Annotated in this window: 16 protein-coding genes; 2 read left to right on the top strand and 14 right to left on the bottom strand. The window is 68.9% G+C overall.

Going from position 1 to position 21,813, the window contains the following annotated elements; genetic code table 11:
- Window position 1: 1 nt before the first annotated feature.
- A complete protein-coding gene (locus ACEN96_RS24320; protein ID WP_495585595.1) occupies window positions 2–244 on the bottom strand; it encodes an ABC-three component system middle component 6 in 243 nt (80 codons plus the stop codon).
- Window positions 241–1,188 (bottom strand): ABC-three component system protein, encoded by a 948-nt coding sequence (locus ACEN96_RS24315; protein ID WP_495585594.1) that lies wholly within the window; start codon window positions 1,186–1,188, stop codon window positions 241–243. Before ACEN96_RS24315 ends, ACEN96_RS24320 begins: the two co-directional genes overlap by 4 nt.
- Window positions 1,189–1,427: 239 nt before the next feature.
- On the opposite strand from ACEN96_RS24315, the gene ACEN96_RS24310 reads away from it, so the two are divergent.
- Window positions 1,428–1,553, top strand: coding sequence for a hypothetical protein (locus ACEN96_RS24310; RefSeq protein WP_495585593.1), 126 nt, complete (start codon window positions 1,428–1,430; stop codon window positions 1,551–1,553).
- Window positions 1,554–1,556: 3 nt separating this feature from the next.
- On the opposite strand, the gene ACEN96_RS24305 is transcribed toward ACEN96_RS24310, so the two are convergent.
- Both ACEN96_RS24305 and ACEN96_RS24300 read right to left on the bottom strand, forming a co-directional pair.
- Complete coding sequence (locus ACEN96_RS24305) at window positions 1,557–2,123, bottom strand: cohesin domain-containing protein (protein WP_495585592.1); 567 nt, start codon at window positions 2,121–2,123, stop codon at window positions 1,557–1,559.
- 8 nt (window positions 2,124–2,131) lie between these two features.
- The gene (locus ACEN96_RS24300) at window positions 2,132–4,756 is read right to left on the bottom strand and encodes a phosphocholine-specific phospholipase C (protein WP_495585591.1); all 2,625 of its coding nucleotides are present in this window, start codon (window positions 4,754–4,756) and stop codon (window positions 2,132–2,134) included.
- A gap of 321 nt (window positions 4,757–5,077) precedes the next feature.
- Here ACEN96_RS24300 and katG point away from each other — a divergent pair, with 321 nt between their 5' ends.
- Window positions 5,078–7,282 carry a catalase/peroxidase HPI gene (gene katG / locus ACEN96_RS24295; RefSeq protein ID WP_495585590.1) on the top strand — a complete coding sequence of 735 codons (2,205 nt, stop codon included), beginning with the start codon at window positions 5,078–5,080 and terminating at the stop codon, window positions 7,280–7,282.
- 118 nt (window positions 7,283–7,400) lie between these two features.
- On the opposite strand, the gene ACEN96_RS24290 is transcribed toward katG, so the two are convergent.
- The 10 genes from ACEN96_RS24290 to ACEN96_RS24245 all read right to left on the bottom strand — a co-directional run bounded on the left by ACEN96_RS24290 (window position 7,401) and on the right by ACEN96_RS24245 (window position 21,778).
- Window positions 7,401–9,044: a hypothetical protein gene (locus ACEN96_RS24290; protein WP_495585589.1), complete on the bottom strand. Its 1,644-nt coding sequence runs from the start codon at window positions 9,042–9,044 to the stop codon at window positions 7,401–7,403.
- Between the two features lie 408 nt (window positions 9,045–9,452).
- Entirely contained in the window at window positions 9,453–10,976 is a 1,524-nt protein-coding gene (locus tag ACEN96_RS24285) for a tryptophan halogenase family protein (protein ID WP_495585588.1), read from the bottom strand.
- Between the two features lie 10 nt (window positions 10,977–10,986).
- Window positions 10,987–11,985 (bottom strand): cupin-like domain-containing protein, encoded by a 999-nt coding sequence (locus ACEN96_RS24280; RefSeq protein ID WP_495585587.1) that lies wholly within the window; start codon window positions 11,983–11,985, stop codon window positions 10,987–10,989.
- A complete protein-coding gene (locus ACEN96_RS24275) occupies window positions 11,982–12,707 on the bottom strand; it encodes a SapC family protein (protein ID WP_495585586.1) in 726 nt (241 codons plus the stop codon). Before ACEN96_RS24275 ends, ACEN96_RS24280 begins: the two co-directional genes overlap by 4 nt.
- Before the next feature lie 134 nt (window positions 12,708–12,841).
- Entirely contained in the window at window positions 12,842–15,898 is a 3,057-nt protein-coding gene (locus tag ACEN96_RS24270) for a TonB-dependent receptor (RefSeq protein WP_495585585.1), read from the bottom strand.
- A gap of 209 nt (window positions 15,899–16,107) precedes the next feature.
- Complete coding sequence (locus ACEN96_RS24265) at window positions 16,108–17,208, bottom strand: ABC transporter ATP-binding protein (protein ID WP_495585584.1); 1,101 nt, start codon at window positions 17,206–17,208, stop codon at window positions 16,108–16,110.
- A gap of 14 nt (window positions 17,209–17,222) precedes the next feature.
- The gene (locus tag ACEN96_RS24260) at window positions 17,223–18,581 is read right to left on the bottom strand and encodes a GH1 family beta-glucosidase (protein WP_495585583.1); all 1,359 of its coding nucleotides are present in this window, start codon (window positions 18,579–18,581) and stop codon (window positions 17,223–17,225) included.
- Window positions 18,582–18,674: 93 nt separating this feature from the next.
- Window positions 18,675–19,547, bottom strand: a complete 873-nt coding sequence (locus tag ACEN96_RS24255; RefSeq protein ID WP_495585582.1) for a carbohydrate ABC transporter permease — start codon at window positions 19,545–19,547, stop codon at window positions 18,675–18,677.
- A gap of 15 nt (window positions 19,548–19,562) precedes the next feature.
- Window positions 19,563–20,498: a carbohydrate ABC transporter permease gene (locus ACEN96_RS24250; RefSeq protein ID WP_495585581.1), complete on the bottom strand. Its 936-nt coding sequence runs from the start codon at window positions 20,496–20,498 to the stop codon at window positions 19,563–19,565.
- Between the two features lie 14 nt (window positions 20,499–20,512).
- Window positions 20,513–21,778 (bottom strand): ABC transporter substrate-binding protein, encoded by a 1,266-nt coding sequence (locus ACEN96_RS24245; RefSeq protein WP_495585580.1) that lies wholly within the window; start codon window positions 21,776–21,778, stop codon window positions 20,513–20,515.
- Between the last annotated feature and the right edge of the window lie 35 nt (window positions 21,779–21,813).

Below are 21,813 nucleotides of genomic sequence, written 5' to 3'. Positions count from 1 at the left end.
TCTATGCTCCTCGGCGAATCAATCCGTCGCTGTAGCTGATCGCCGAGATTGCATACAGCAGGGTCAAGGCAGAGACGAACCAGTCGAACGACTGAATCCGAGAGGGGGTGCGCTCTTTGTCGGCCGCGAGGACTCGGTTCCAGACCTCGGACACGGGCATGGCGTGATGCAACTGACCAAGGATGTCCGCGCCGATCGCCAACAGGGCCATTTCAGGCCTCAGGGATTTGGTGGGAAGGATCATGGGGCGACTCCGTCTGGCTCGCGCTCGAAGATATGGCAGTTCTCGAAACAGTAAGCCAGCAGCGCTTGGGCCGCGACCTGCTGTTGCGGCGGAACGTGGCCGATGCCGGTCACGAAATCAAAGAGCGCGGCCATGATGGCTCCAGGGGCAAGGCCCTGCGCTTTGAAGTACTCGTACTTGGCACTGAATAGCTTCGCGATGCGGTCTCCGAGCAAGGGCGGGTCAGGCTGCGCGAAACGCTCGATGAGCAGCGAAGTGTTCATCCATCCTCCGGTGATCAGCATCTTCCAATGATTGGGAAGGTGGTTGTAGTTGAGCTTGTCCATCGGCGCCGGACGAAGGTCGAGAGGGCGGAAGTCGATGGCCTCCGCGGCCATTTCAAGATCGCGGATCAGCGATCGCAGCACCGTGACATCGATGCTCTCAACGTCCTCCCGCGAAGCTGCGGGCCCAAGCAATGTGGCCAAGCCATCCAGACCGAGCGCGAAGACGGCCTCGGCGAAGGATTCAAGCCCGAAGAAGCCGAATTTGAGCGCAGGATGCGCGCGCTCGATCTCCTTCAACTTGACCACCGCCTCGATGGGCATGCCATCAATCAGGTTGTGGACGAAGTGCCACTCCCTCAAGAGATCCGGAACCTTGGTCATGGCGGCAATGAAGTCATCGTTGATCTTGCGGACCAGCTTCGCGACTTGATTCGTTTGGCCGTTCAAGGCGCCGAAGCACTGGAACAGCTGACCCGTCGAGCGAAGGTAGCCATCGCAGCCTTTGTCGCCCCGCTTGCCGAATGGACGAACCTGAACGAAGTCTTCGCCATGCCGCAGGCGCATCACTTCAGAGAAGAAGCGCTGGAAGGCGTCGCCTCCGCTTTGCCGCAGCCGACGTTCCAGGGCGATACGCCACCAATAGCGCTGTTCAACGGTGATCTCTTGATGGCGTGGCACGGCGATCCTCGCAGCGACTCGCCGCAAACCATCGCGGCGATTCGGAAATTCTGCGGTCGCCTGAGCCGGGTGAATTTCACCCCTGTACCAACGGCGCAACGGCCCTCATGGCGCGAAGCATGCGTCAGCAGTCCCTGCTGCCAGGGGCGGTCAATTCGATTCCTACATTTGGGGGAGTCCGATCACTCCACATGGTGTGCCGGGATCGGTCCATTCACCCCTGCCAAGCCTGGCAACGCTTGTTGGAAGGTGCATCGATCCAGCAGGAGCTCGGCCCCTTCGGCGGGTCGCTGCTCCACGGCATGTTGAGCGATCGCTTCGGCGTGACCTGGGTGTTGAGCGTGGTCACGCCAATGCCGGTCTGAACGTCAGCGCGCCGCGCTCCGGCGCCGCGTGATCAATCCCAGCGCGGCCAGCCCCAGCGCCGCCAGCAGCGCCGACGCCGGCTCCGGCACCGCCGCCACCGGCAGGTCCATCGACGCATTCAGCGGCTGCGCGCCGCTCCACAGGAAGTTGAGCCCGTGGTTCAGGTTGCCGGGATCGGTGATCAGGCTGATCTGCGCCAGTCCGCCCTGCAGCGCGTCGAAGTGCAGCGTGCCCAGCAGCAGCGAGCCCTGCCCGCTGTTGGCGACACCGGGGAACGCCGAGCCGCCGAACTGTCCCGCGCCCAGCCATCCGCTGTCGTCGTCCCAGCCCGCCGAGGGCGTGAAGCTCGAGAACGACAGGCGCGCCGGGTCGTAGCTCAGCCGGAAGCCGAAGGACAGCAGTTCTTCGTCGGCCGCCAGCCCCGCGAAGGGCTCCGAGACGCTGATCAGCAGATCCACGCCCTGGCCGGCCGTCGCCGGCGCGGCCGGCGTGAGCGACACGGTGGCGGCCTGCGCCGAAAGGGAAGAGAGCGCGAGCGCGGCGATCGCGAGCAAGGGCTTGAAGTTCATGGTCATCCTCATTGGGCGCTGAAGAGCTGGTACCAGACGCGGTAGTCGGCCTGCGTGACGCACTTGTCGCCATCCATGTCGGCCAGCGGCTCGAAGCGCGCGTCGCCGGCACAGCTCCCGATCGCGTTGCGCAGCGTGTCGCGGTCGGCCGCGGTGACGGCGCCATCGCCGTTGACATCGCCGTTCCTGCGCACCTTCACCGGCAGGCGCGGCGCGGCTTCGCCGTAGCCATCGTTGAGGAACAGGCCGAGGAAGTAGTCGCCCTCGGGCTGCCCCGCGAGCGAGAACACCTGCGATCCCGACGGGCTCGCGACGTAGTTCCACTTCAGCGAGCCCGGGCCGCCCGGCGTCATGCCGACGCGATACAGGCCGATCCAGTGCGTGTTGCCGGCAGGCAATCCGGTCCAGCTCACCGACACGCTGCCGCTGACGCGCACGCGGTCGGCGTCGGCCTTGAACGTCGCCTGCGGCGTGCCCGGCGGCAGCACCGGCGGCGCGTTCCAGGTGACCTGCGCGAGGCCGTTGAGCACTGGATCGGTGTAGTCCAGTCCCGCGCCCTCGACATGGCCCGCCAGGCGCCGCTGGAACGCGTTGTCGCCGTCGATGGTGACCAGCAGGTCGTACCAGCCGAAGCTCGCCGTCACGGCGCGCACGTGATCGCGGCTCGATCCCGCGGGCACGTCCACGGTCACCACCGCCTTGTCGCCATACGCGTTGTCGGCGACACGGAAGCGCATCGGCTGCGTGCTCGCGTTGCGCAGCGTCAGCGTGACGCTCGCGCTGGCCGGCTGTTCCTTCAGGCTGGCCGCGGCCAGGCGGCCGATGCCGTCGAAGCTCATCCGGAACTCGCGCAGGAAGCCGTTGTCGCCGTGCACCGCCAGCTGCATGCCGGCGCTGCCCCAGTTCCAGACCTCCTGGTCGATGCGCTTGCCCGGCTCGACGGTGTAGTGCCACGGACCATCGGCGCGCAGCGTCGAGTACACGATGAACGCGGCCGTCGCGCTGCCTTCGTTGGCGAAGCTCAGCGCGAACTGGCGCGCGTTGGTCGCCGCGATGCCCTCGACCGCCGAGCGGTAAGGCAGCGGCATCGCGCGGCGCGGCACGCCGCTCGCCGCCTTCTCCTGGCGCGGCAGGCTCTGATTGGCCGGCGGCAGCGCGTCCTTCGTGCCCCAGCCCTTGAAGTACACCGCCGTCGCCGGCACGCCCGATGGGAAGTCAGTGCCGCCGGACTTGAAGTCGAAGGCACTGGTCATGTCGCCGCAAACCGCGCGCCGCCATGGCGAGATGCCATTGCACTGCACGCTCGAGCGCGCATAGCCCTTGCCGTTGACCAGCCACTCCTCGGTGAAGCGGATCAGCGAGGTGTGATCGAACAGCTGCGAGCAGACGCGCCCGCCCTTGCTCCACGGCGAGATCACCATCGTCGGCACGCGCGGGCCCAGGCCGACCGGCTGGCCGCCGGCCACTTCGCCCTGCGTCGCGTTGGCCAACGTCGCGCGGCCGCGGTCCGCGTTCAGCGGTGCCATCACCGACGGCATGTGGTCGAAGAAGCCGTCGTTCTCGTCATAGGTCAGGATCAGCGCCGTCTTCGACCAGACCTCCGGCGACTGCACCAGCGCCTGCAGCAGCCGCGCGGTGAAGTTCTCGCCGGCATTGGGCGTGTCGGACGGATGCTCGCAGTACTCGGACGGCGCGCAGATGTAGGACACGCGCGGCAGCTGTCCGCCGCGCACGTCGGCGGCGAACTGATCGATCAGCCATTGCCCTGTCGTGCCCGCGGCGTTGGCCTGCGTCGAGCCCGCCGCCATCGCCCGCCCGCGGCGGTACAGCGGCGAAGCGCTCGTCAGCTTCTGGCCGTTCGCATCGACGCGGAAGTTCTTGAAGTACTGCAGGTAGTTGTCGCCGTAGTTGTCCCACTCCTGGTAGACCTCCCAGCTCACGCCGGCCGCCTCCAGCACCTCGGCATAGGTCTGCCACTCGTTGCCCTTGGCGGCGGGGTTGTCGTTGGCGATGTCGGCGTTGTAGACGCCATTCGTGACGTTGTAGAGCTTCGAATCGGCGATGCCCGTCATCACCCCGTTGCTGTGCCCGCTGAGCGCGTAGAAGCGGTTCGGATCGGTCGGGCCGAAGATCGAGCAGTGGTACGCGTCGCAGACCGTGAACGCGTCGGCGAGCGCGTAATAGAAGGGCAGGTCGCTGCGGTCGAAGTAGCCCATGGTGCGCGGCGACTTCTTGGCGATCCACGCGTTCCAGTCCTTCCACGCCGCCTCGGTGCCCTTCCAGCTGTGGTCCAGGCCGACGCGCAGCGCATTGGTGTTGCGGATGTCGAAGTGGTAGGGCAGCACCTGCGAACCGGCCGTGTTGCCCGGCTGCATCCACACCGGCTGGCCGGTCGGCAGCGCGATCGGGCGCGGATCGCTGAAGCCGCGCACGCCCGACAGCGTGCCGAAATAGTGGTCGAACGAGCGGTTCTCCTGCATCAGGATGACCACGTGCTCGATGTCGGCGAGGCTGCCGGTGGCGTTGTTGGCCGGCGTGGCCAGCGCCTGGCGGAGGGTCTGCGCGAACGAATGGCTCGTGGCCATGCCGGCGACCGCCGCGGTCAGGAAGGACCGGCGGGATGTCGTGCTCATGAAGCGCCCCTGAGGAGGTCGTGAAGCGCGTGATTCTTTGGTTGCAGAAAGACAGCCGCGTGAAGCCACCGTGTCATGGGGCGATGTTTCGCCCCGGGCCGGTCTCGAAAGGTTTCCTATGACCGTCATAAGCGCAATCGACTGGACCACCGGCCCGCGGGTGAAGAGACTTCGTCCATCCCGCAACACCTGGCCCCATCGCCGGATCGTGATCCCCCAGCTCGCGCTCTGCCATCCGAGAGTGGTGAGGCCGGCTCGCCTGATCCATCCTCACCCTCCGTTCCCCGTTCCACCAGAGACCCCGTCACAGAGAGAGACCTCATGAGCAGTGAAAGCAAGTGCCCGTTCTCGGGCAAGAAGAGCATCCCGGCCTCGGCTGGCACCCGTTCCAACCGCGACTGGTGGCCCAATCAGCTGAACCTGCGCATCCTGCATCAGCACACGCCGGACACCAGCCCGATGCCGGCCGGCTTCAACTACGCCGAGGAATTCAAGAAGCTCGACCTCGCCGCGGTGAAGCGCGACCTGACGGCGCTGATGACCGACTCGCAGCCCTGGTGGCCGGCCGACTGGGGCCACTACGGCGGCCTGTTCATCCGCATGGCCTGGCACAGCGCCGGCACCTACCGCAGCGCCGACGGCCGCGGCGGCGCCAGCGCCGGCAACCAGCGCTTCGCGCCGCTCAACAGCTGGCCCGACAACGGCAACCTGGACAAGGCCCGCCGCCTGCTGTGGCCGATCAAGCGCAAGTACGGCAACCGCCTGTCGTGGGCCGACCTGATGATCCTGGCCGGCAACGTCGCGATGGAATCGATGGGCTTCAAGACCTTCGGCTTCGCCGGCGGGCGCGAGGACATCTGGGCGCCGCAGGAGGACGTCTACTGGGGCGCCGAGACCGAATGGCTCGCCACCAGCGACAAGCCGGGCAGCCGCTACTCGGGCGAGCGCCAGATGGAGACGCCGCTGGCCGCCGTGCAGATGGGCCTGATCTACGTGAACCCGGAAGGCCCGGACGGCAACCCCGATCCCGTGGCCTCGGGCCGCGACGTGCGCGACACCTTCGGCCGCATGGGCATGAACGACGAGGAGACCGTCGCGCTGGTCGCCGGCGGCCACACCTTCGGCAAGGCGCATGGCGCCGGCGATCCGAAGCTGGTCGGTCCGGAACCGGAGGCCGCGCCGCTCGAGGCGATGGGGCTGGGCTGGCTCAACCAGTTCGAATCGGGCCAGGGCGTGCACACGACCACCAGCGGCATCGAGGGGGCATGGAAGCCCAACCCGACGACCTGGGACAACGGCTATTTCGACATGCTGTTCGGCTACGAGTGGGAGCTGACCAAAAGCCCGGCGGGCGCGCACCAGTGGGTGGCCAAGGACGTCAAGCCCGAGCACATGATCCCGGACGCCCACGATCCGTCGCGCAAGCACGCGCCGATGATGACGACCGCCGACCTGTCGCTGCGCATGGATCCGGTCTACGAGCCGATCTCGCGCCGCTTCCACCAGGATCCGGCCGCCTTCGCCGATGCCTACGCCCGCGCCTGGTTCAAGCTGACCCACCGCGACATGGGCCCGAAGTCGCGCTATCTCGGTCCGGAAGTGCCGGCCGAGGACCTGCTCTGGCAGGACCCGCTGCCGGCCGTCGACCACGCGCTGATCGACGCCAGGGACATCGCCGCGCTGAAGGCGCAGATCCTCGCCTTCGGCCTGACGGTGAGCGAGCTGGTGTCGACCGCGTGGGCCAGCGCCTCGACCTTCCGCGGCTCCGACAAGCGGGGCGGCGCCAACGGCGCGCGCATCCGTCTGGCGCCGCAGAAGGATTGGGAGGCGAACCAGCCGGAGCAGCTCGCCAAGGTGCTGTCCGCGCTCGAGACGGTGCAGCGCGACTTCAATGCCGCCGCGGCCGGCGGCAAGCAGGTCTCGATGGCCGATCTGATCGTGCTGGGCGGTGCCGCGGCGATCGAGCAGGCGGCGAAGGAGGCTGGCCATCAGGTGGTGGTGCCGTTCACGCCGGGCCGCGTCGATGCGTCGCAGGCGCAGACGGACGTCGAGGGCTTCGCGGTGCTGGAACCCATCGCCGATGGCTTCCGCAACTACCTGAAGACGAGCTACAGCGTGCCCGCCGAGGCGCTGCTGATCGACAAGGCCCAGCTGCTGACGCTGAGCGCGCCGGAACTGACCGTGCTGGTCGGCGGCCTGCGGAGTCTTGGCGCGACCACGGGCCCCGACGGCGTCCTCACCACGCGGCCCGGCGTGCTGAGCACGGACTTCTTCTCGACGCTGCTCGACATGGGCATCGCCTGGAAGCCGACCTCCGAGGCCGCCGAGCGCTATGAAGGCCGTGACCGCGCAACGGGTCAGCTGAAGTGGACCGCGACCCGCGCGGATCTGGTGTTCGGCTCCAACTCGCAGCTGCGCGCGCTGGCCGAGGTCTATGCCAGCGATGACTCGCAGGAACGCTTCGTTCAGGAGTTCGTCGCCGCGTGGACCAAGGTGATGAACCTGGACCGCTTCGAACTGAAGTGATCCTCAAATGCCGCCGGGGCGGGAGGCGTCCGGTTCCGGACACCGCCCGCCCCGGCGCGCAGTGTTCATCGGCCCGACGCGGCGCCGGCTGGCGCTGCGATCGGGCAGTCCCTGGGGATCAGGGCTTGTCGACGGTCACGGTGACGAAGTTCTTCGTCGGGTCGGCGCTGACGGCCACCTGCACGCCGCCGTAGGGCAGTTGCACCACGGCGTTGCAGGCGTAGGCGCCGCCGGTCGAGCTCAGGCAGGCGTTGGCGGCGCGGTAGCGCATGCCGTCATACGGCGCGTTGTAGGTGAGCTTGTCCGTGTGGCTGTCGTTCGCGAAGCTGCGGCTCACCAGGCCGGTGACCGGATCGGCGGCCGTGATCGTGTTGGCGTCGGCCACGGTGGTGCTGAGGCCGGCGCTGTTCACGCTCAGCTGCCAGTAGCCGGCGACACGGCTGACGGCCGGCAGGGCCAGCTTGTCCTTGGCGGCCAGCACGGTGACCGCGCCGTCGTCATGCTGCGCGACCAGGAAGTTGCGGCCCGACGCGTTGCGGAAGGCGAAGACGCGGGCGTGGTCGCCTTGCGGGTCGTCGGCATAGTCGAAGCCGCCATTGGCGTTGGCCACGAGGCGGCCCTTGGTCTGCGCGTCGTCGGCGCAGGCGCCGTAGCCATTGCAGTTGTGCGACAGACCGTTCTTGCCGTCGGCGGTGAAGACGGTGTCGCCAAAGCCGGCGTAGCCGGTGACGTCGTAGTTCACGAAGTCGTAATTGCCCGCGAGCGCGGCGACCTCGAGCTTCTGCTCGGGGAAGGCGACGCCGACCTGGCCGCCCGTGCCGATGCCGGAAGTGAAGATGACGATGCCCGAGCGCGAGACCAGGGCGCGGGTGCCGGCGGGGTTGCCGATCTTGTAGTCGCAGGCGGCGTTCTTGGTCAGCGGGAAGGTGCCGTCGGTGCCGGTGACGGTCATGGCGGTGGTGTCCACCTTCATCAGCGAGTACTTGGCGCCGGTGAGGTCCAGCACGCGCAGGGTGCCGGTCTTGAAGCCGGGGCAGTCGCCGGGGGCGGCGGCGAGCACGGTGCCCAGCACGGAGCCGGTGGTGTCGCTGCCGGACTTGTTGCTGGAGGCGACGGCGCCGGCCAGGTCCGAGAGGGCCGCGTTCGCGCCCTTGAGCAGGGTGCCGAGCTTGTCGAGCACGCCGTCGTAGCCGGCGCCGCTGCCGGCGGTCAGCGAGCCGCCGACGATGTCGGTGACGGCGCTGGTGTTGAGGCCGGCGTTGGTGAGCGATTGCAGCAGCGCGGTCTGCGCGGCGGCGACGTCGCTGGCGGAGATGGCGGTGTTGGCCGCGAAGCCGGAGACGAAGGTCTTGGGATCGCCGCCGGCGAGGCGGGCGATCAGCAGCTCGGTCAGCGGCGTGATGTTGACGGTGGTGGCGGCGCTGCCGGTGCCGGCGGCGACGGAGTGGAGTTCGGTCTTGCCGTCGCTGCTGGTGGCGGTCAGCACGCAGGGCAGGGCGCCGTTGGCGATGGTGGCGGAGAAGGTGCCGGTGGCCGACGCGGTGACGGTGGCGGTGCCGGTGGCGCAGGTCAGCTTGACGGAGGCGCTGGCCAGGGCGGCGCCCGTGGCGGCGGTGCCGGTGACGACGAGGGACTGGGGCGCCGGGTTGGGCGCGGGCGACGAGGAGTCGCCACCGCCGCCGCCACAGGCCGCGAGCAGCACGGGCAGGAGGGCGGCGGACGCCAGGGCCGCGGTCGCGGTCGATCGGTTCTGGATCTTCATAGGGGCAGCTCTTTCGCTTGGTTTGTGCTTTCTGGGGCCAGCGACCGGAGACGGTCCGCGGCGCGAGAAATTTTCTGCTGTGTAAAGCGGTTGGTTCGCTGTGCGGATAGCGAAAGAGGTCCGTCGCACAGGAATTTGTGAAGTCCGGCTCAGAAGAAGCAGGAGGGTTGTGGCGAAGATGCCGATCCGCGCCGATTCGTCCGTGACGTCCTGCTCAGAAAGTGACGCGCTGGATGGCGAGGGGGTCAGACGATCGAGCGCCGCCCGTATTACCCCCTCGCCCCCGCGGGGAGAGGGAGGGGAGAGGGGGCTCGTGCCACAGCGCTGCTGCCCTTCGAAGCACCCCCTCTCCCCTGCCCTCTCCCCCCTCGCGGGGGGCGAGGGAGTTTCTTGAGGCAAGGGCGAGGGTCAGGCCGCCGCCGCCGCCTTCGGCGTCACCGCCGGCGCATACCGCATCACGTACTGCTGATGCGTCGGCAGCTGCCGCACCGTGTGCTCGATGCGCTCGCGCATCTCCCCAAGGAAGCCGCCCAGCTCGCGGTCGTCCATCAGATCCGCGATCGGATGATGCTGCTCCGGCATCAGCCCCTGGCCCAGCATCACCTGGATCCATGAGTTCTCCGTGAACAGCTCATTCGGCGCGCGGAACACCCGCCCCGTCTCGCGGAACAACTCGATGCGGTGCCGCAGCGACTCCGGCAGCGCCATCTCCCGCATGTCCCGCCACATCGGCGAGTCCGTCCGCTTCGTGACGTGGTAATGCAGCACGATGAAATCGCGGATGTGCTCGAGTTCATCGGCCATCTGCGCGTTGTACTCGTCGATGTCGGACTGCCGGATCCCGTCCTTCGGGAACATCTGCATCAGCCGGATCGCGCTGCGCTGGATCAGGTGGATGCTGGTCGACTCCAGCGGTTCCAGGAACCCGCTCGACAGCCCGACGCCCACCACGTTGCGCTTCCACACAACCTCGCGCTGTCCCGGCTTGAACCGGATCACCCGCGGCGCGGTCAGCACCTCGCCCTCGATGTTGCCCATCAGCGCGGCCTGCGCGGTCGCGTCATCCGTGTAGCGGCTGCTGAACACCACCCCGTTGCCCACGCGGTGCTGCAGCGGGATCTGCCACTGCCAGCCCCAGGGATGCGCGATCGAGCGCGTGTACGGCACCGCGTCGCGCACCGACGCCGTCTGCACCGCGATCGCGCTGTCGCACGGCAGCCAGTGCGACCAGTCCTGATAACCCACCCCCAGCGTCTGCCCCAGCAGCAGCGAGCGCATGCCCGTGCAGTCGATGAAGAGATCGCCCTCGATCTCCGAGCCATCCTGCAGGCGCAGCGCGCGCAGGTCCCCCTCGGGCCCGTGGCGCAGCACCTCGGCGATCTTCCCTTCGACGCGCTTCACGCCGTGGCCTTCGCTCAAGCGGCGCAGGTAGCGGCCATAGAGCGTCGCGTCGATGTGGAACGCGTAGTTCATCCCCGCGCGCGGCAGGTGCGCGAAGCGCTGCTCCTGCGCCGCGCGCAGCTCCAGGCAGTAGTCGCCGTACGCCGTCGCCAGCCCGCGCTCGCGGCCCTTCAGCCAGAAGTGCTGGAAGCCCGCCGTCCAGTGGTCGGTGCCGGTCGTGCCGAACGAGTGGATGTAGTCCTCGCCGACATCGCGCCAGCCCTCGAACTGGATGCCGAGCTTGAACGTCGCCTGCGTCGCCGACATGAACTCCTGCTCCGCAATGCCGAGCAGGTGGTTGAAGGTCAGCAGCGTCGGGATCGTCGCCTCGCCCACGCCGACGATGCCGATCTCGTCGGACTCGACCAGCGTCAGGTCGAGCCCGCGTCCCAGCGTCTTCGACAGGCAGGCCGCCACCATCCAGCCGGCGGTGCCGCCGCCGGCGATCACCACGCGCCGCACCGGGCGGCGATTCATCGGGTCCTGGCTCATCGGGCGCTCCTCAGCGTTGCAGGCGTTGGATCAGGTGCGCGCGCAGATGGCGCGCGCCGTCATCGGTCAGCGGCGCCAGCGCATGCCGCGCGTGCTCGGGGACATGCGCCGCGGTCTCGCCGTCGGCATGGAAGACGTAATGGCCGAAGATCCCCTCCCAGGCCCGGCGCTGCGCCGGCGGCAGGTCGCGCATCGTCAGCAGCGCCAGCATCAGCGCCGTCACCGGGGAGTCCATGTGCTCCGGCGACTGCCGCCACCAGTAGTTGATCAGCGCGTTGAAGCCCTCCAGGGCCTCCACGTGATGCCACCACATGCTGGGGATGTAGAGCGCGTCGCCGGGCTCCAGGATCGCGTCCTGACCGTGCGCGAGCGCCTCGGCGAAACGCGGGTAGCGCACGAAGTCGGGCCGCTTCAGATCGACCAGGCTGACCGGTTGACCGGCCGGCGTGAAGTCGAGCGGGCCGACGTAGAGATTGGGCAGCTGCTCCGGCGGGAACAGCGTGAAGTGGCGCCGTCCCGCCACCACGCAGGCGATGTTGTCGGGCACGTCGTAGTGCGGCGCGATGCGGCTGCGATTGCCCAGCCACACGCTCACCAGCGGATCGGGATGGCCGACGTCCAGGTCGTTGCGCGCGCGAAAGCCCGGCAGGCAGGTGTCGACCGAGGTCGAGCCGATGTAGAAGCAGGGCGGCCGCGGATCGCGGCGCAGCTCCAGCAGCGCCTCCAGCACCGCCGGCAGCGGCGCGTCCTGGCGGCCGAAGTTGTAGCCGGTCAGGTCGTCGTTGTAGAAGAAGCGGCCGTCGATCTCCGGCGGCCCGGTCATGATCGCCACCGCCTCGTCGCGCCAGCACTGGCGCAGGTAGTCGACCGCCGCGCGATCGGACCGCCGCGCCGCCTCGACCATCGGCCAATGCGCGACCAGCCCGCGCAGCACGACGGGCTGCGCGGCCTCCAGCAGGCCCTCGGGCAGCCGGCCTGGCGCGGCCGCGATCTCGCGGATCGGCTTCACGCGCCCTGGCGGCGATGCCGCTCGATCAGGCCGCGCAGCTGCGACATCGACGCCACCGCCATGTAGATCGGCTCGAGGTGGCCGGCGCGCTGCAGCGCGGCCAGCGCCTCGCCGTCGAGCGCCGCCAGCCGTTCCTCATGGATCGCGTGGAAGCCGGCGATGCGCGTGATCGCGCCCTCGCCGGACTCGATGTCCAGCACGAAGGATTCGACCAGCCGGTGCGTCAGCAGCGCGTCCATGAACGCCGGCAGCGCCAGCATGCCCTCGTGGATCGCGCGCAGCAGCGAGGCGGCGCGCTCGACGTGGGCCGTCGGACGCCCGTCGGCATCGAAGAGCGCGGTGTCGCCATCCTCGGCCAGCCGCACGCGCGGATGCGCCAGGTCCACGTGCAGCTGCAGCTCGCCGTCCCCGCCAGGGCCGCCGCCGCGCCCGATCATGAAGGGCTGGCGCTCCACCGACCAGGGCAGGTAGTGCGCGTCCCAGACCGTGTCCGGTCCGGACTGCGCGAGGAACAGGTTGCGCCCCTCGGCCAGGCCGAACAGCGCCACCGGATGCAGGCCGCCGCCGTCGTCGCGGAAGACGATCGGGTAATGCGCCTGCGCGTTGCGGAACTCCGCGGGAAACAGCGGCGCGCTCATCGCCGCGTCGCCGTAGGCGCTGCCAGGGCGGGTCACGACGCGCATTGCGCCGTGGTCGCGGCCGTTCAGGAGGACTGTGGTCATGAGGGCAATCGTGGTCGAACGGGACGCGCCGCGGAAGAGGAGAAGTCTGGAGGCCAGGTCGCCGGAAATGGCCCGGCGCGCGGATCGGTGAGGACGCCGCGCGCCGGGAAACGCCAGGAGACCTTCCGGCGAGCTCAGAACTTGTAGCGCATGCCCAGCATGTAGCGGCGTCCGGTCTGCGTCACCGAGAACACCTCCTCCGAGGTCCGGCCGTGCTGGCGCAGCACCGAGTCGCCCAGGTTGATCACTTCCGCCTGGAAGCTCAGCCGGTCGCTGAAGTTGTAGCCCAGGCTCACGTCCACCTGCGAGTACGGCTCCGTGTAGATCGGCGCCGAGCGGCCCAGCGTGTTGCCGTCATTGACCGCCGCCAGGAACTTGTCCCGCCAGTTGTAGGCCACGCGCACGCTGAAGGTGCTGTTCTCGAAGAAGCCCACCAGGTTGGCCGAGTCGCTCAGCCCCACCAGCGCGTACTGCTGGTCGAAGCTCATGTTGTCGTACTTGAGCCCCGACTTGACCTTGGTGTAGTTCGCCGCCACGCCGAAACCGCTGCGTCCGAACGCGTGCTGCACGTTCAGCTCGAAGCCGCTCAGGCTGTTGGACCGCGTGTTGGCCGGCACCGTGATCTGGAAGTTGGCGACCGGATCGTCCGGCTGGCCGACGATGTCGCCGGTCGCATGGCCGTTCGCGGTCCCCGTCTTCGTCACGCCCGGCTGGCCGTTGAAGTTGTTGAGGATGTAGTCGCGGATGCAGGTGATGTCGCCATTGCAGGCGCCGGTCGTCTGCGCCGCCTGGTAGTACTTGCCGCCGATCGGGGTGTGCAGGTTGAACGGGGTCATGTTCACCAGCGTCGACCCGATGTAGTTCGAGATGTTCTTGCGGAAGTAGCCCGCCGCCACGTAGCTCGAGGGCGCGTAGTAGTACTCCAGCGAGAAGTCGATGTTCTTGGACTTCAGCGGCTTGAGCGCCGGGTTGCCCTGCGCGCCGGTGCCGCCGTTGATGCGGGCCAGGTCGTTGAGCGTCTGGCCGCCCTGGATCGCGTCCCAGCCCGGCCGGCCCAGCGAGGTGCCATAGCTCGCGCGCAGCTTGAGCTTGTCGGTCAGGTCCGCGTCCCAGTCGATGCTGGGCAGCCAGTACTTGTAGCTGCCGTCCAGCGTCGTGAAGCCGGGCGTGCCCTTCTTCACCGTCAGCTCGTTGTTGGAGCCCCAGCTGATGCCCGTGGCGATCGGCACCAGCGCGCTCGAGGTGACCTTGGTCTTCTCGTAGCGCATGCCGATCGTGGCGCTCATCGGCACCCACAGCTCCCACTCGTGCGTGTACTCGGCGTAGGCGCTGGTGGACTTCTCGCTGGTGCGGCGGTCGGTGTCGAAGACGCTGGACGCGAGGTACTTGTCGGCCGACAGCGGGCTGTTCGGATCCTTGGCCTTGGCCGCCGCCGCGGCGGCCGCGGCGAGGTTGCGCACCGTGGCGAAGTCGAAGGTGTAGAAGCGGCTGAACAGGCGCGGATCGCCGCCACCCGAGATGTTGCCGAAGAAGTCGTGCAGGTTCTGCTGCTGCCAGACGTTGTCCGGGTAGTCGGCCTCGCTGGTGGCGCCGCCCCAGGTGTCGAGCTGGACGTTGGAATACGCCGAGCGGTTGCGCACCTTGGACAGGCCCAGGCCGAAGTCCAGCTTGGACTCGTCGCTGATCTTCCAGTTGCCGCGCAGCTGCTGCTGGTCCACCTGCGACTTCATGTAGCTGTTGCGGAAGGACGAGCCCGTGACCTTCTGCAGCGCCGGATCGGCCACGCCATCGATCATCAGCACCGGCAGCTTCTGGCTGAAGTCCACCGTGGTGGTGCCGCGCGTGTAGCTGGCCGTGCCGATGACGTTGTTCGTGCCCCAGGGGCTGTCCGCGCCGGAGGTGGCCGTGGAGTGGTGGGCGTCGAACTCGAAGCGCAGCTTGTCGCTCGCCTTCCAGTCGAGGTTGAAGCCCAGCGACTGGTTCTTGTTCTTCACCGCGAAGTCGGCGCCGCCCATGGCGATGTCGGCGGGGCTCTTGGTGGCGTCGATGATCTCGCTGTAGGTGAGCGGCGCCGAGACCGGCCCCTGGGTCCAGGAGCTGGTGGACGGCCCGAAGTTGAACCAGGCCGAGACGTCGTTGCGGCGCGTGTGGATCTTGTTCTGCGACGCGGTGTAGTCCACCGTCGCCACCAGCGACTTGACCGGCGCGAACTGCAGCGTCAGCTGGCCGTTCGTGCGCTCGCGGCTCACGCCGTTCATGTTGTAGTTCAGGTTCTGCGGCACCGAGTAGACATCGGTGGGACCCGGCCGGTTCGTGATGCGCTCCGAGCCCGGCTGGCCGGCCTGCGGGATCGATCCCCAGCCGCCTTCGTCGCCGCGGAACGGCAGCCAGCCATTGGGCACGCCGGCGCTGTTGTAGCCCAGGTCGCGCTTCTGGAAGCTGCCGCTGAGCGCGATGCCGAACTTGCCGTCCGCGAAGGTCGAGCTGTAGATGCCGGAGACTTCCGGCGTCACGCTGTCGCCCTTGAGGTTGTCCGGCAGGCGCGAGTTGCCCGCGTCATGCACCGCCTTCACGCCGATGCTGGCCACCGTCTTCCTGGTGTCGAGCGGGCGCGCGGTCTTGATGTTGATGGTCGCGCCGATGCCGCCGGTGGGCGTGCTGGCGCGGCTGGTCTTGAAGACCTCCAGCGCGGAGATGGACTCCGAGGCCAGGTTGGCGAAGTCGAAGGCGCGCGAGTTGGACGGACCGGTGTCGGCGATCGTCGAGGCCGGCATCTGCCGGCCGTTCAGCAGCACCAGGTTGAAGTCGGGGCCGACGCCGCGCACCGTGACCTTGGAGCCTTCGCCCATCGAGCGGTCGATCGACACGCCCGAGATGCGCTGCATCGATTCGGCCAGGTTGGTGTCGGGGAACTTGCCGATGTCCTCGGCGACGATGCCGTCGACCACGCCGCGCTGCTGGCGCTTGAGGTTCAGCGAGGTGTCCAGCGACTGGCGGATGCCGGTCACGACGACCGTGTCGATCTGCGCATCGGCCTTGCGCTGCGCGTCGGAGGCGGCGGCATCAGGCGCGGCGGGCGCCTGCTGCGCGTGCGCGGCGGCGGCGAGGAACAGCAGGGCGCAGGCGGCGGCCACCGGCTGGCGCTGCGGACCGCGGCCGGGCCGCTGTCGGGTGGGGTGGACGTGCTTCATTTGTCTCCTTGTTCTCTCAGTCTTGGCCATGACCCCCCTCGATGGCGGGCCCGAATGATGCAGGGCAAGCTGGTGCCGGTCGCGTTGCCGGATGCGTCTGAAAGCGCTTTCAGAATTTATCCGCTTCGGCTCCGGGTCCTCTACTGACTTTCCCTAGCGAGGGATCCGCGCCACAGCGGCGCGGGGTACTGCGGAAAGGGGAGCCGCCTTCAGGCGGCGGCGGTGGCGCTGGCGGCCAGGGCGGCGCGTGGCTCGAGCGCGCGCGCCTCCGCATCGAAGGCCAGCGCATGGCTGGCGTCGGCGAGCAGGCGCACCGCGTCGCCGTCGTGCAGCGAGGCCGCGCCGGCGGGCAGCTTGGCGGTGATCAGGCCGGGCAGGCCGTCCACCTTGAGATGCAGGATCGAGACATCGCCCAGGTGCTCGGCGAGCGCGACGGTGGCGGGCACGGCGGCCGGCTCGTCTGGCGCGGCCAGGCGCAGGTGCTCGGGCCGCAGGCCGAGGCGTTTCGCCGCTGGCCGCGCGGCGCCGCCGAGCGCGTCCCACAGCTGGCGCGCGGCGCCCGGCGTGTTGGCGTCGGGCCGCTCGATGAAGTTGATCTTGGGCGCGCCGAGGAAGCCGGCGACGAACTCGTTGGCCGGATGGCGGTAGAGGTCCATCGGCGCGCCGAGCTGCTCGATGCGTCCCTGGTTGAAGACGGCGATGCGATCGCCCATCGTCATCGCCTCGACCTGGTCGTGGGTGACGTAGATCATGGTCGTGCCGAGCTGCTGATGCAGCCGCGTGAGCTCGATGCGCATGTCCACGCGCAGCGCCGCGTCCAGGTTGGACAGCGGCTCGTCGAACAGGAAGACCTTGGGCTTGCGCACGATCGCGCGGCCGATGGCGACGCGCTGGCGCTGGCCGCCGGACAGCTGCTTCGGCGTGCGCTGCAGCAGCTCGGTGATGCGCAGCACCTCGGCGGTGCGGCGCACCTGCTCCTCGCGCTCGGCGCGGCCCACGCCGGCCATCTTCAGCGCGAAGCCCATGTTCTCGGCCACCGTCATGTGCGGATAGAGCGCGTAGCTCTGGAACACCATCGCCGCGCCGCGGTCGGCGGGGCGCAGGTCGTTGGCGCGCTGGCCGTCGATCAGCAGGTCGCCGCCGCTGATCTCCTCCAGGCCCGCGATCATGCGCAGCGTCGTGCTCTTGCCGCAACCCGACGGGCCGACGAAGACCATGAACTCGCCGTCGCGCACGTCCAGGTCCAGGCCTTGGATGACCTCGTGATCGCCGTAGCGCTTGCGGATGCCGCGCAGCGTGACTTGTCCCATGACGGTGCTCCCGCTCAGCCCTGGCGCCCGGCGCGCCGTTGCAGCACGAAGTCGCGGTACGCGAGCGCGCTGTCCTTGGGCGTGCGCTGCAGCGTCGCGTAGTCGACGTGCACGATGCCGAAGCGCTTCTCGTAGCCGGACGCCCATTCGAAGTTGTCCATCAGGCTCCACACCATGTAGCCGCCCATGGGCACGCCCTGCGCGATCGCGTCGCCGACGGCGGCGATGTGCGTGTCCAGGTAGCGGGTGCGGTCGGCGTCGTGCACGCGTCCGTCGGCGCCGACCGGATCGGGGAAGGCGCCGCCGTTCTCGGTCACGTACAGGCGCCGGGCCGCCGGATAGTCGCGATGCACCGACACCAGCAGGTCGGTCAGGCCCTGCGGGTAGACCTCCCAGCCCATGTCGGTGAGCTCCAGGCCGCTGGTCCTGGCGTCGAAGCTGCCGTCCGCGCTGGCCATGCCGCGCGAGTAGTAGTTGATGCCGACGAAGTCGATGGGCACGCGGATGCGGTCCATGTCGCCGTCCTCGATGCACGGCGCGTCGTCGCCCAGGTGCTCGATCACGTCCCGCGGGTAGTGGCCGTTGAACAGCGGATCCATGTACCAGCGGCGCAGCTTGCCGTCCTCGAGCCGGGCCTTGGCGCGGTCGGCGTCGGAGTCGGTGGCGGGATACATCGGGGCCATGTTCAGCACGATGCCGAGCGAGGCCTGCAGCCGCAGCTCGCGCATCGCGGTCACGGCCAGGCCGTGGCTGAGCAGCAGGTGGTGCGAGACCTGCGCGGCCAGGCGGCGGTCCTTCAAGCCGGGCGCGAAGACGCCGCTCTCGTGGCCGAGCTGCGCGACCACCCAGGGCTCGTTGTGCGTGGCGATCGAGACCACCTTGTGGCCCAGCCGCCTGGCGATGCCGACGGCGTACTCGACGAAGCGCTCGACGGTGGCGCGGTTGCCCCAGCCGCCGATGTCCTGCAGCGCCTGCGGCAAGTCCCAGTGGTTCAGCGTCAGGTAGGGCTTGAGGCCGCGCGCCAGCAGGCCGTCGACGAGCCGCTCGTAGAAGGCCAGGCCGGCCTCGTTCCATTCGCCATCGCCGCTGGGGCGCACGCGCGGCCACGACACCGAGAAGCGGTAGGCCTGCACGCCCAGGTCCCGGATCATGTCCAGGTCCTGCTCCCAGCGCGCGTAGTGGTCGCAGGCGACGTCGCCGCTGCTGCCGTCGGCGATCGCGCCGGGCTGGCGGCAGAAGCTGTCCCAGATCGATGGGCCCTTGCCGTCGGCGTCATGGGCGCCCTCGATCTGAAAGGCGCTGGTGGCGACGCCCCAGACGAAGTCGTCGGGGAAGCGCTTGGCGGAGGCGGTCGGCAGGGTGGAGGATGACATCGGGGCAGGCGTGCTTATGGTTGTTGGAAGGCGGGATGCGGATGCGGATGCGGATGCGGATGCGGATGCGGATGCGGGGGCGGGCGCCGGGCGTCACTTCACCGCGCCGACGGTCAGGCCCGAGATGAGCTGACGCGAGCACAGGACGAAGAGCACGATCAGCGGCAGCGTCGCGATGGCGGAGCCCGCCATCAGCGCGCCCCACTCGGTGTCGACGGGGCTTTGCAGGCTGCGCAGCGCCAGCGGCAGCGTGTACATGTCGGGCGAGCGCATGACGACCAGCGGCCCGATGAAGTTGTTCCAGGACGAGATGAAGGTGATCAGCCCCAGCGTGCCGAGCGCCGGCTTGAGCAGCGGCAGCACGATGCGGGCGTAGATGCCGAGCTCGCCGCAGCCATCCATGCGGGCGGCCTCGACCAGCTCGCGCGGGACCGCGGAACTGATGAACTGGCGCATCAGGAAGATGCCGAAGGCGCTGGCCGCGCCGGGGATGTAGAGCGCGCGCGGCTGATCGATCCAGCCGAGCAGGTCCATGATCATGAAGCTGGGGATCATGTTCATGAAGCTGGGCAGCAGCATGGTGCCCATCACCAGGCCGAAGAGCGCCTTCTTGAAGCGGAACTCGTACATCGCGAAGGCGTAGCCGCCCATCGAGCAGAACAGCAGCGTGAGCGCGGTGTTGCACACGCCGACATACAGGCTCAGGCCGAGGTTGCGCCAGAAGGGCAGGCGCTGGGTGAGGATCGCGACGTTGTTCAGGAAGTCGTCGCCGAACCAGAGCGGCGGCGGCAGGCTGAAGATCTCGGTGCGCGAGTGCGTCGCGAAGACGAACATGAAATAGAACGGCGCCAGCATGATCAGCGCGCCGGCGCCCACCAGCAGGTAGGCGGCCCAGGCGGTCATGCGGGGCGGCTGGGCGGCGCGCGGCGCGGCGGCGTCGAAGGGGGCGGGCATCGTGGTGCTCATGGTCGGGCTCGGGCCTCAGTCGCCCTTGCGGCGGAAGGCGCGGTTCGTCAGCCACGTCAGCGCGGCCACGATGAAGAACAGCAGCCAGGACATCGCGCTGGCGGCGCCGAAGTCGTTGAAGTCGAAGGCGTTGCGGTAGAGGTAGACCGCGGCGCTCATGCCGGCCTGGTCGGAGCCGCCCTTGCCGCCGGTGAGGATGAAGGGCTCCTCGAACAGCTGCAGGCCGCCGATGACGCTGAGCGTGACGCCGAAGAAGATCATCGGGCGCAGGCTGGGCAGCGTGATGTGGAAGAACTGCTGCAGGCGGCTGGCGCCGTCCATGGTCGCGGCCTCGTAGAGATCGGGCGGGATGGTCTGCAGCGCGGCCAGGTAGAGCACGACGTTGAAGCCGACGTAGCGCCAGAACACGATCATCGAGATGGCGGGCTTGAGCGCGTCGGGGTCGTTGAGCCAGTCGACCGCGGCCTGCGGCACCAGGTGGCCGAGCAGCGGGATCTCGCGCAGCGCGGCCAGGGCGAGGTTGATCAGGCCGTAGTCGGTGGAGAACAGCGAGCTGAACAGGATCGCGATGGCGACGGAGGAGGTGATGTAGGGCAGGAAGTAGGCCCCGACCATCGGATTGCGCCAGCGCTTGAAGGCCAGGTGCAGGAAGGTGGCGAGCGGGATCGCGACCAGATGCTGCGGGACGCCCGAGGCGATCGCGAGCCAGCCGGTGTTGCGCAGCGACTTCCAGAACCATTCGTCCTGCAGCGCGAAGGCGAAGTTGTCCAGGCCGACCCAGTGCATGGCGGCCAGGCCGCTGGTGGGCTCCCAGCTGTGGAAGGCCAGGTAGAGCGAGAACAGCAGCGGGAACAGGCCGAAGACCGCGAACAGCAGCAGGAAGGGCGCGAGCAGCGCGTAGGGCGCGTGGCGGGGCGACAGGCGCAGGGCGGAGGGGAGGCGCAAGCTCATCGTCGGAATCCGGGTCAGCGGCGGGCGCGTTGCTGGAGCAGCCGCTGCGCGTCGGCGAGCGCGGTGGCGATGTCCTTGTCGCGGTCGAGGACCTTGTCGAGCTCGGTGTCGATGACCTCGCGGGCGAAGGCGTCCTGCTTGTGGACCGGGAAGGCGCGGATGTGGGCGGCGGCGTCGCGCCAGTCGCGGCGCGCGGCCTGGCCGCCGAGGAAGGGCAGCGGCTGGTCGTAGAAGGGATCGGTCTGGGCGTCGACCAGCGCGGGGAAGGCGTCCTGCGCCTTGAACGCGGCGAGCTGCTGGGCGCGGTTCGTCGTCATGAAGCGGATGAACTCGTAGGCCAGGGGCTTGCGGGCGGCGTCGCCGTGGCGGGCCATCGCGAAGAAGGTGCCGCCATAGGCGGCGAAGGCGCCTTCGGGGAGTTGCGCCGCGCGCCACTTGCCGCGGGTGCCGGGGGCGAGCCAGCTGTTGAGGTGGCCGGCGAGCCAGGCGCCCGACATCTGCGTCGCGATGCCGCCGCGCTTGAAGCCCTCGGTCCAGTCGGAGGACCAGGCGGTGACCTTGGCATCGAGCTGCTGGCGGCGCACGGCGCGCGCGAGCTCGAAGGCACGGACGAAGCGCGCGGAGGTCACCAGCGGGCGGGAGTCCTTGTCGAAGTAGAGGCCCTCGCCGGGCTGCAGGCCGGTGCGGATCAGGATGTCCTTCATGTCGCGGGCATGGGCCAGCAGGTAGGCGCCGGTCGCGGCCTTGAGCTTCACGCCGGCGGCGACGTAGCCGTCCCAGCTGGCGGTGAGGTCGGTCTCCTTGAGGCCGGCTTTCGCGAGCAGGTCGGCGCGGTAGAGCAGCGTGCCCGGGCCGATGTCCGTCGGCACGGCGAGCACGGCGCCCGCGGGCGTGGTCGCCTGATCGAAGGCGTAGGCGGTGAAGCGGTCGCGCTCGCGCGTGAGCTCGTAAGGGGGCTTGGACAGGTCCTCGAGGCCGGTGCCCTGAGCGAAACGGCCGAGATAGCCGATCTCCAGGGCCATCACGTCCGGCAGGCCCTTGGCGGTGGAGAGCGCCGTGGTCATCGCGGTGTGGTGGTCATTGAGCTCGCGGCTGACGATCTTCACCTCCACGTCGGGATGCTGCGCGCGCCATGCGGGGAGGGCGGAGCGGACGATCTCGTCGATGGCGGGGAATGCGGCGACCGTCAGGGTGGTTTCCGCGATGGCAACGCCCGGCCCCGCCAGGCTCATGCCCAGGGTCAACGCCACCGCCGAGATCCATCGGACCCACTGCCGCATGCTGCTTGTCTCCGTCATTCGCGTCGTTATGAAAG

The organism is Roseateles sp. Mitsp63, from assembly GCF_059491535.1.
Note: the sequence above shows the minus strand (reverse complement) of the source record. Positions and strands in the feature narration are given on the sequence as shown.

Bases quoted from the DNA above. Each gene is read 5' to 3' on its own strand.
- ACEN96_RS24270 (WP_495585585.1), bottom strand. From the start codon at position 15,898: ATGAAGCACGTCCACCCCACCCGACAGCGGCCCGGCCGCGGTCCGCAG.
- ACEN96_RS24285 (WP_495585588.1), bottom strand. From the start codon at position 10,976: ATGAGCCAGGACCCGATGAATCGCCGCCCGGTGCGGCGCGTGGTGATC.
- ACEN96_RS24245 (WP_495585580.1), bottom strand. From the start codon at position 21,778: ATGCGGCAGTGGGTCCGATGGATCTCGGCGGTGGCGTTGACCCTGGGC.
- ACEN96_RS24290 (WP_495585589.1), bottom strand. From the start codon at position 9,044: ATGAAGATCCAGAACCGATCGACCGCGACCGCGGCCCTGGCGTCCGCC.
- ACEN96_RS24320 (WP_495585595.1), bottom strand. From the start codon at position 244: ATGATCCTTCCCACCAAATCCCTGAGGCCTGAAATGGCCCTGTTGGCG.
- ACEN96_RS24300 (WP_495585591.1), bottom strand. From the start codon at position 4,756: ATGAGCACGACATCCCGCCGGTCCTTCCTGACCGCGGCGGTCGCCGGC.
- ACEN96_RS24255 (WP_495585582.1), bottom strand. From the start codon at position 19,547: ATGAGCACCACGATGCCCGCCCCCTTCGACGCCGCCGCGCCGCGCGCC.
- ACEN96_RS24260 (WP_495585583.1), bottom strand. From the start codon at position 18,581: ATGTCATCCTCCACCCTGCCGACCGCCTCCGCCAAGCGCTTCCCCGAC.
- katG (WP_495585590.1), top strand. From the start codon at position 5,078: ATGAGCAGTGAAAGCAAGTGCCCGTTCTCGGGCAAGAAGAGCATCCCG.
- ACEN96_RS24250 (WP_495585581.1), bottom strand. From the start codon at position 20,498: ATGAGCTTGCGCCTCCCCTCCGCCCTGCGCCTGTCGCCCCGCCACGCG.
- ACEN96_RS24275 (WP_495585586.1), bottom strand. From the start codon at position 12,707: ATGACCACAGTCCTCCTGAACGGCCGCGACCACGGCGCAATGCGCGTC.
- ACEN96_RS24305 (WP_495585592.1), bottom strand. From the start codon at position 2,123: ATGAACTTCAAGCCCTTGCTCGCGATCGCCGCGCTCGCGCTCTCTTCC.
- ACEN96_RS24265 (WP_495585584.1), bottom strand. From the start codon at position 17,208: ATGGGACAAGTCACGCTGCGCGGCATCCGCAAGCGCTACGGCGATCAC.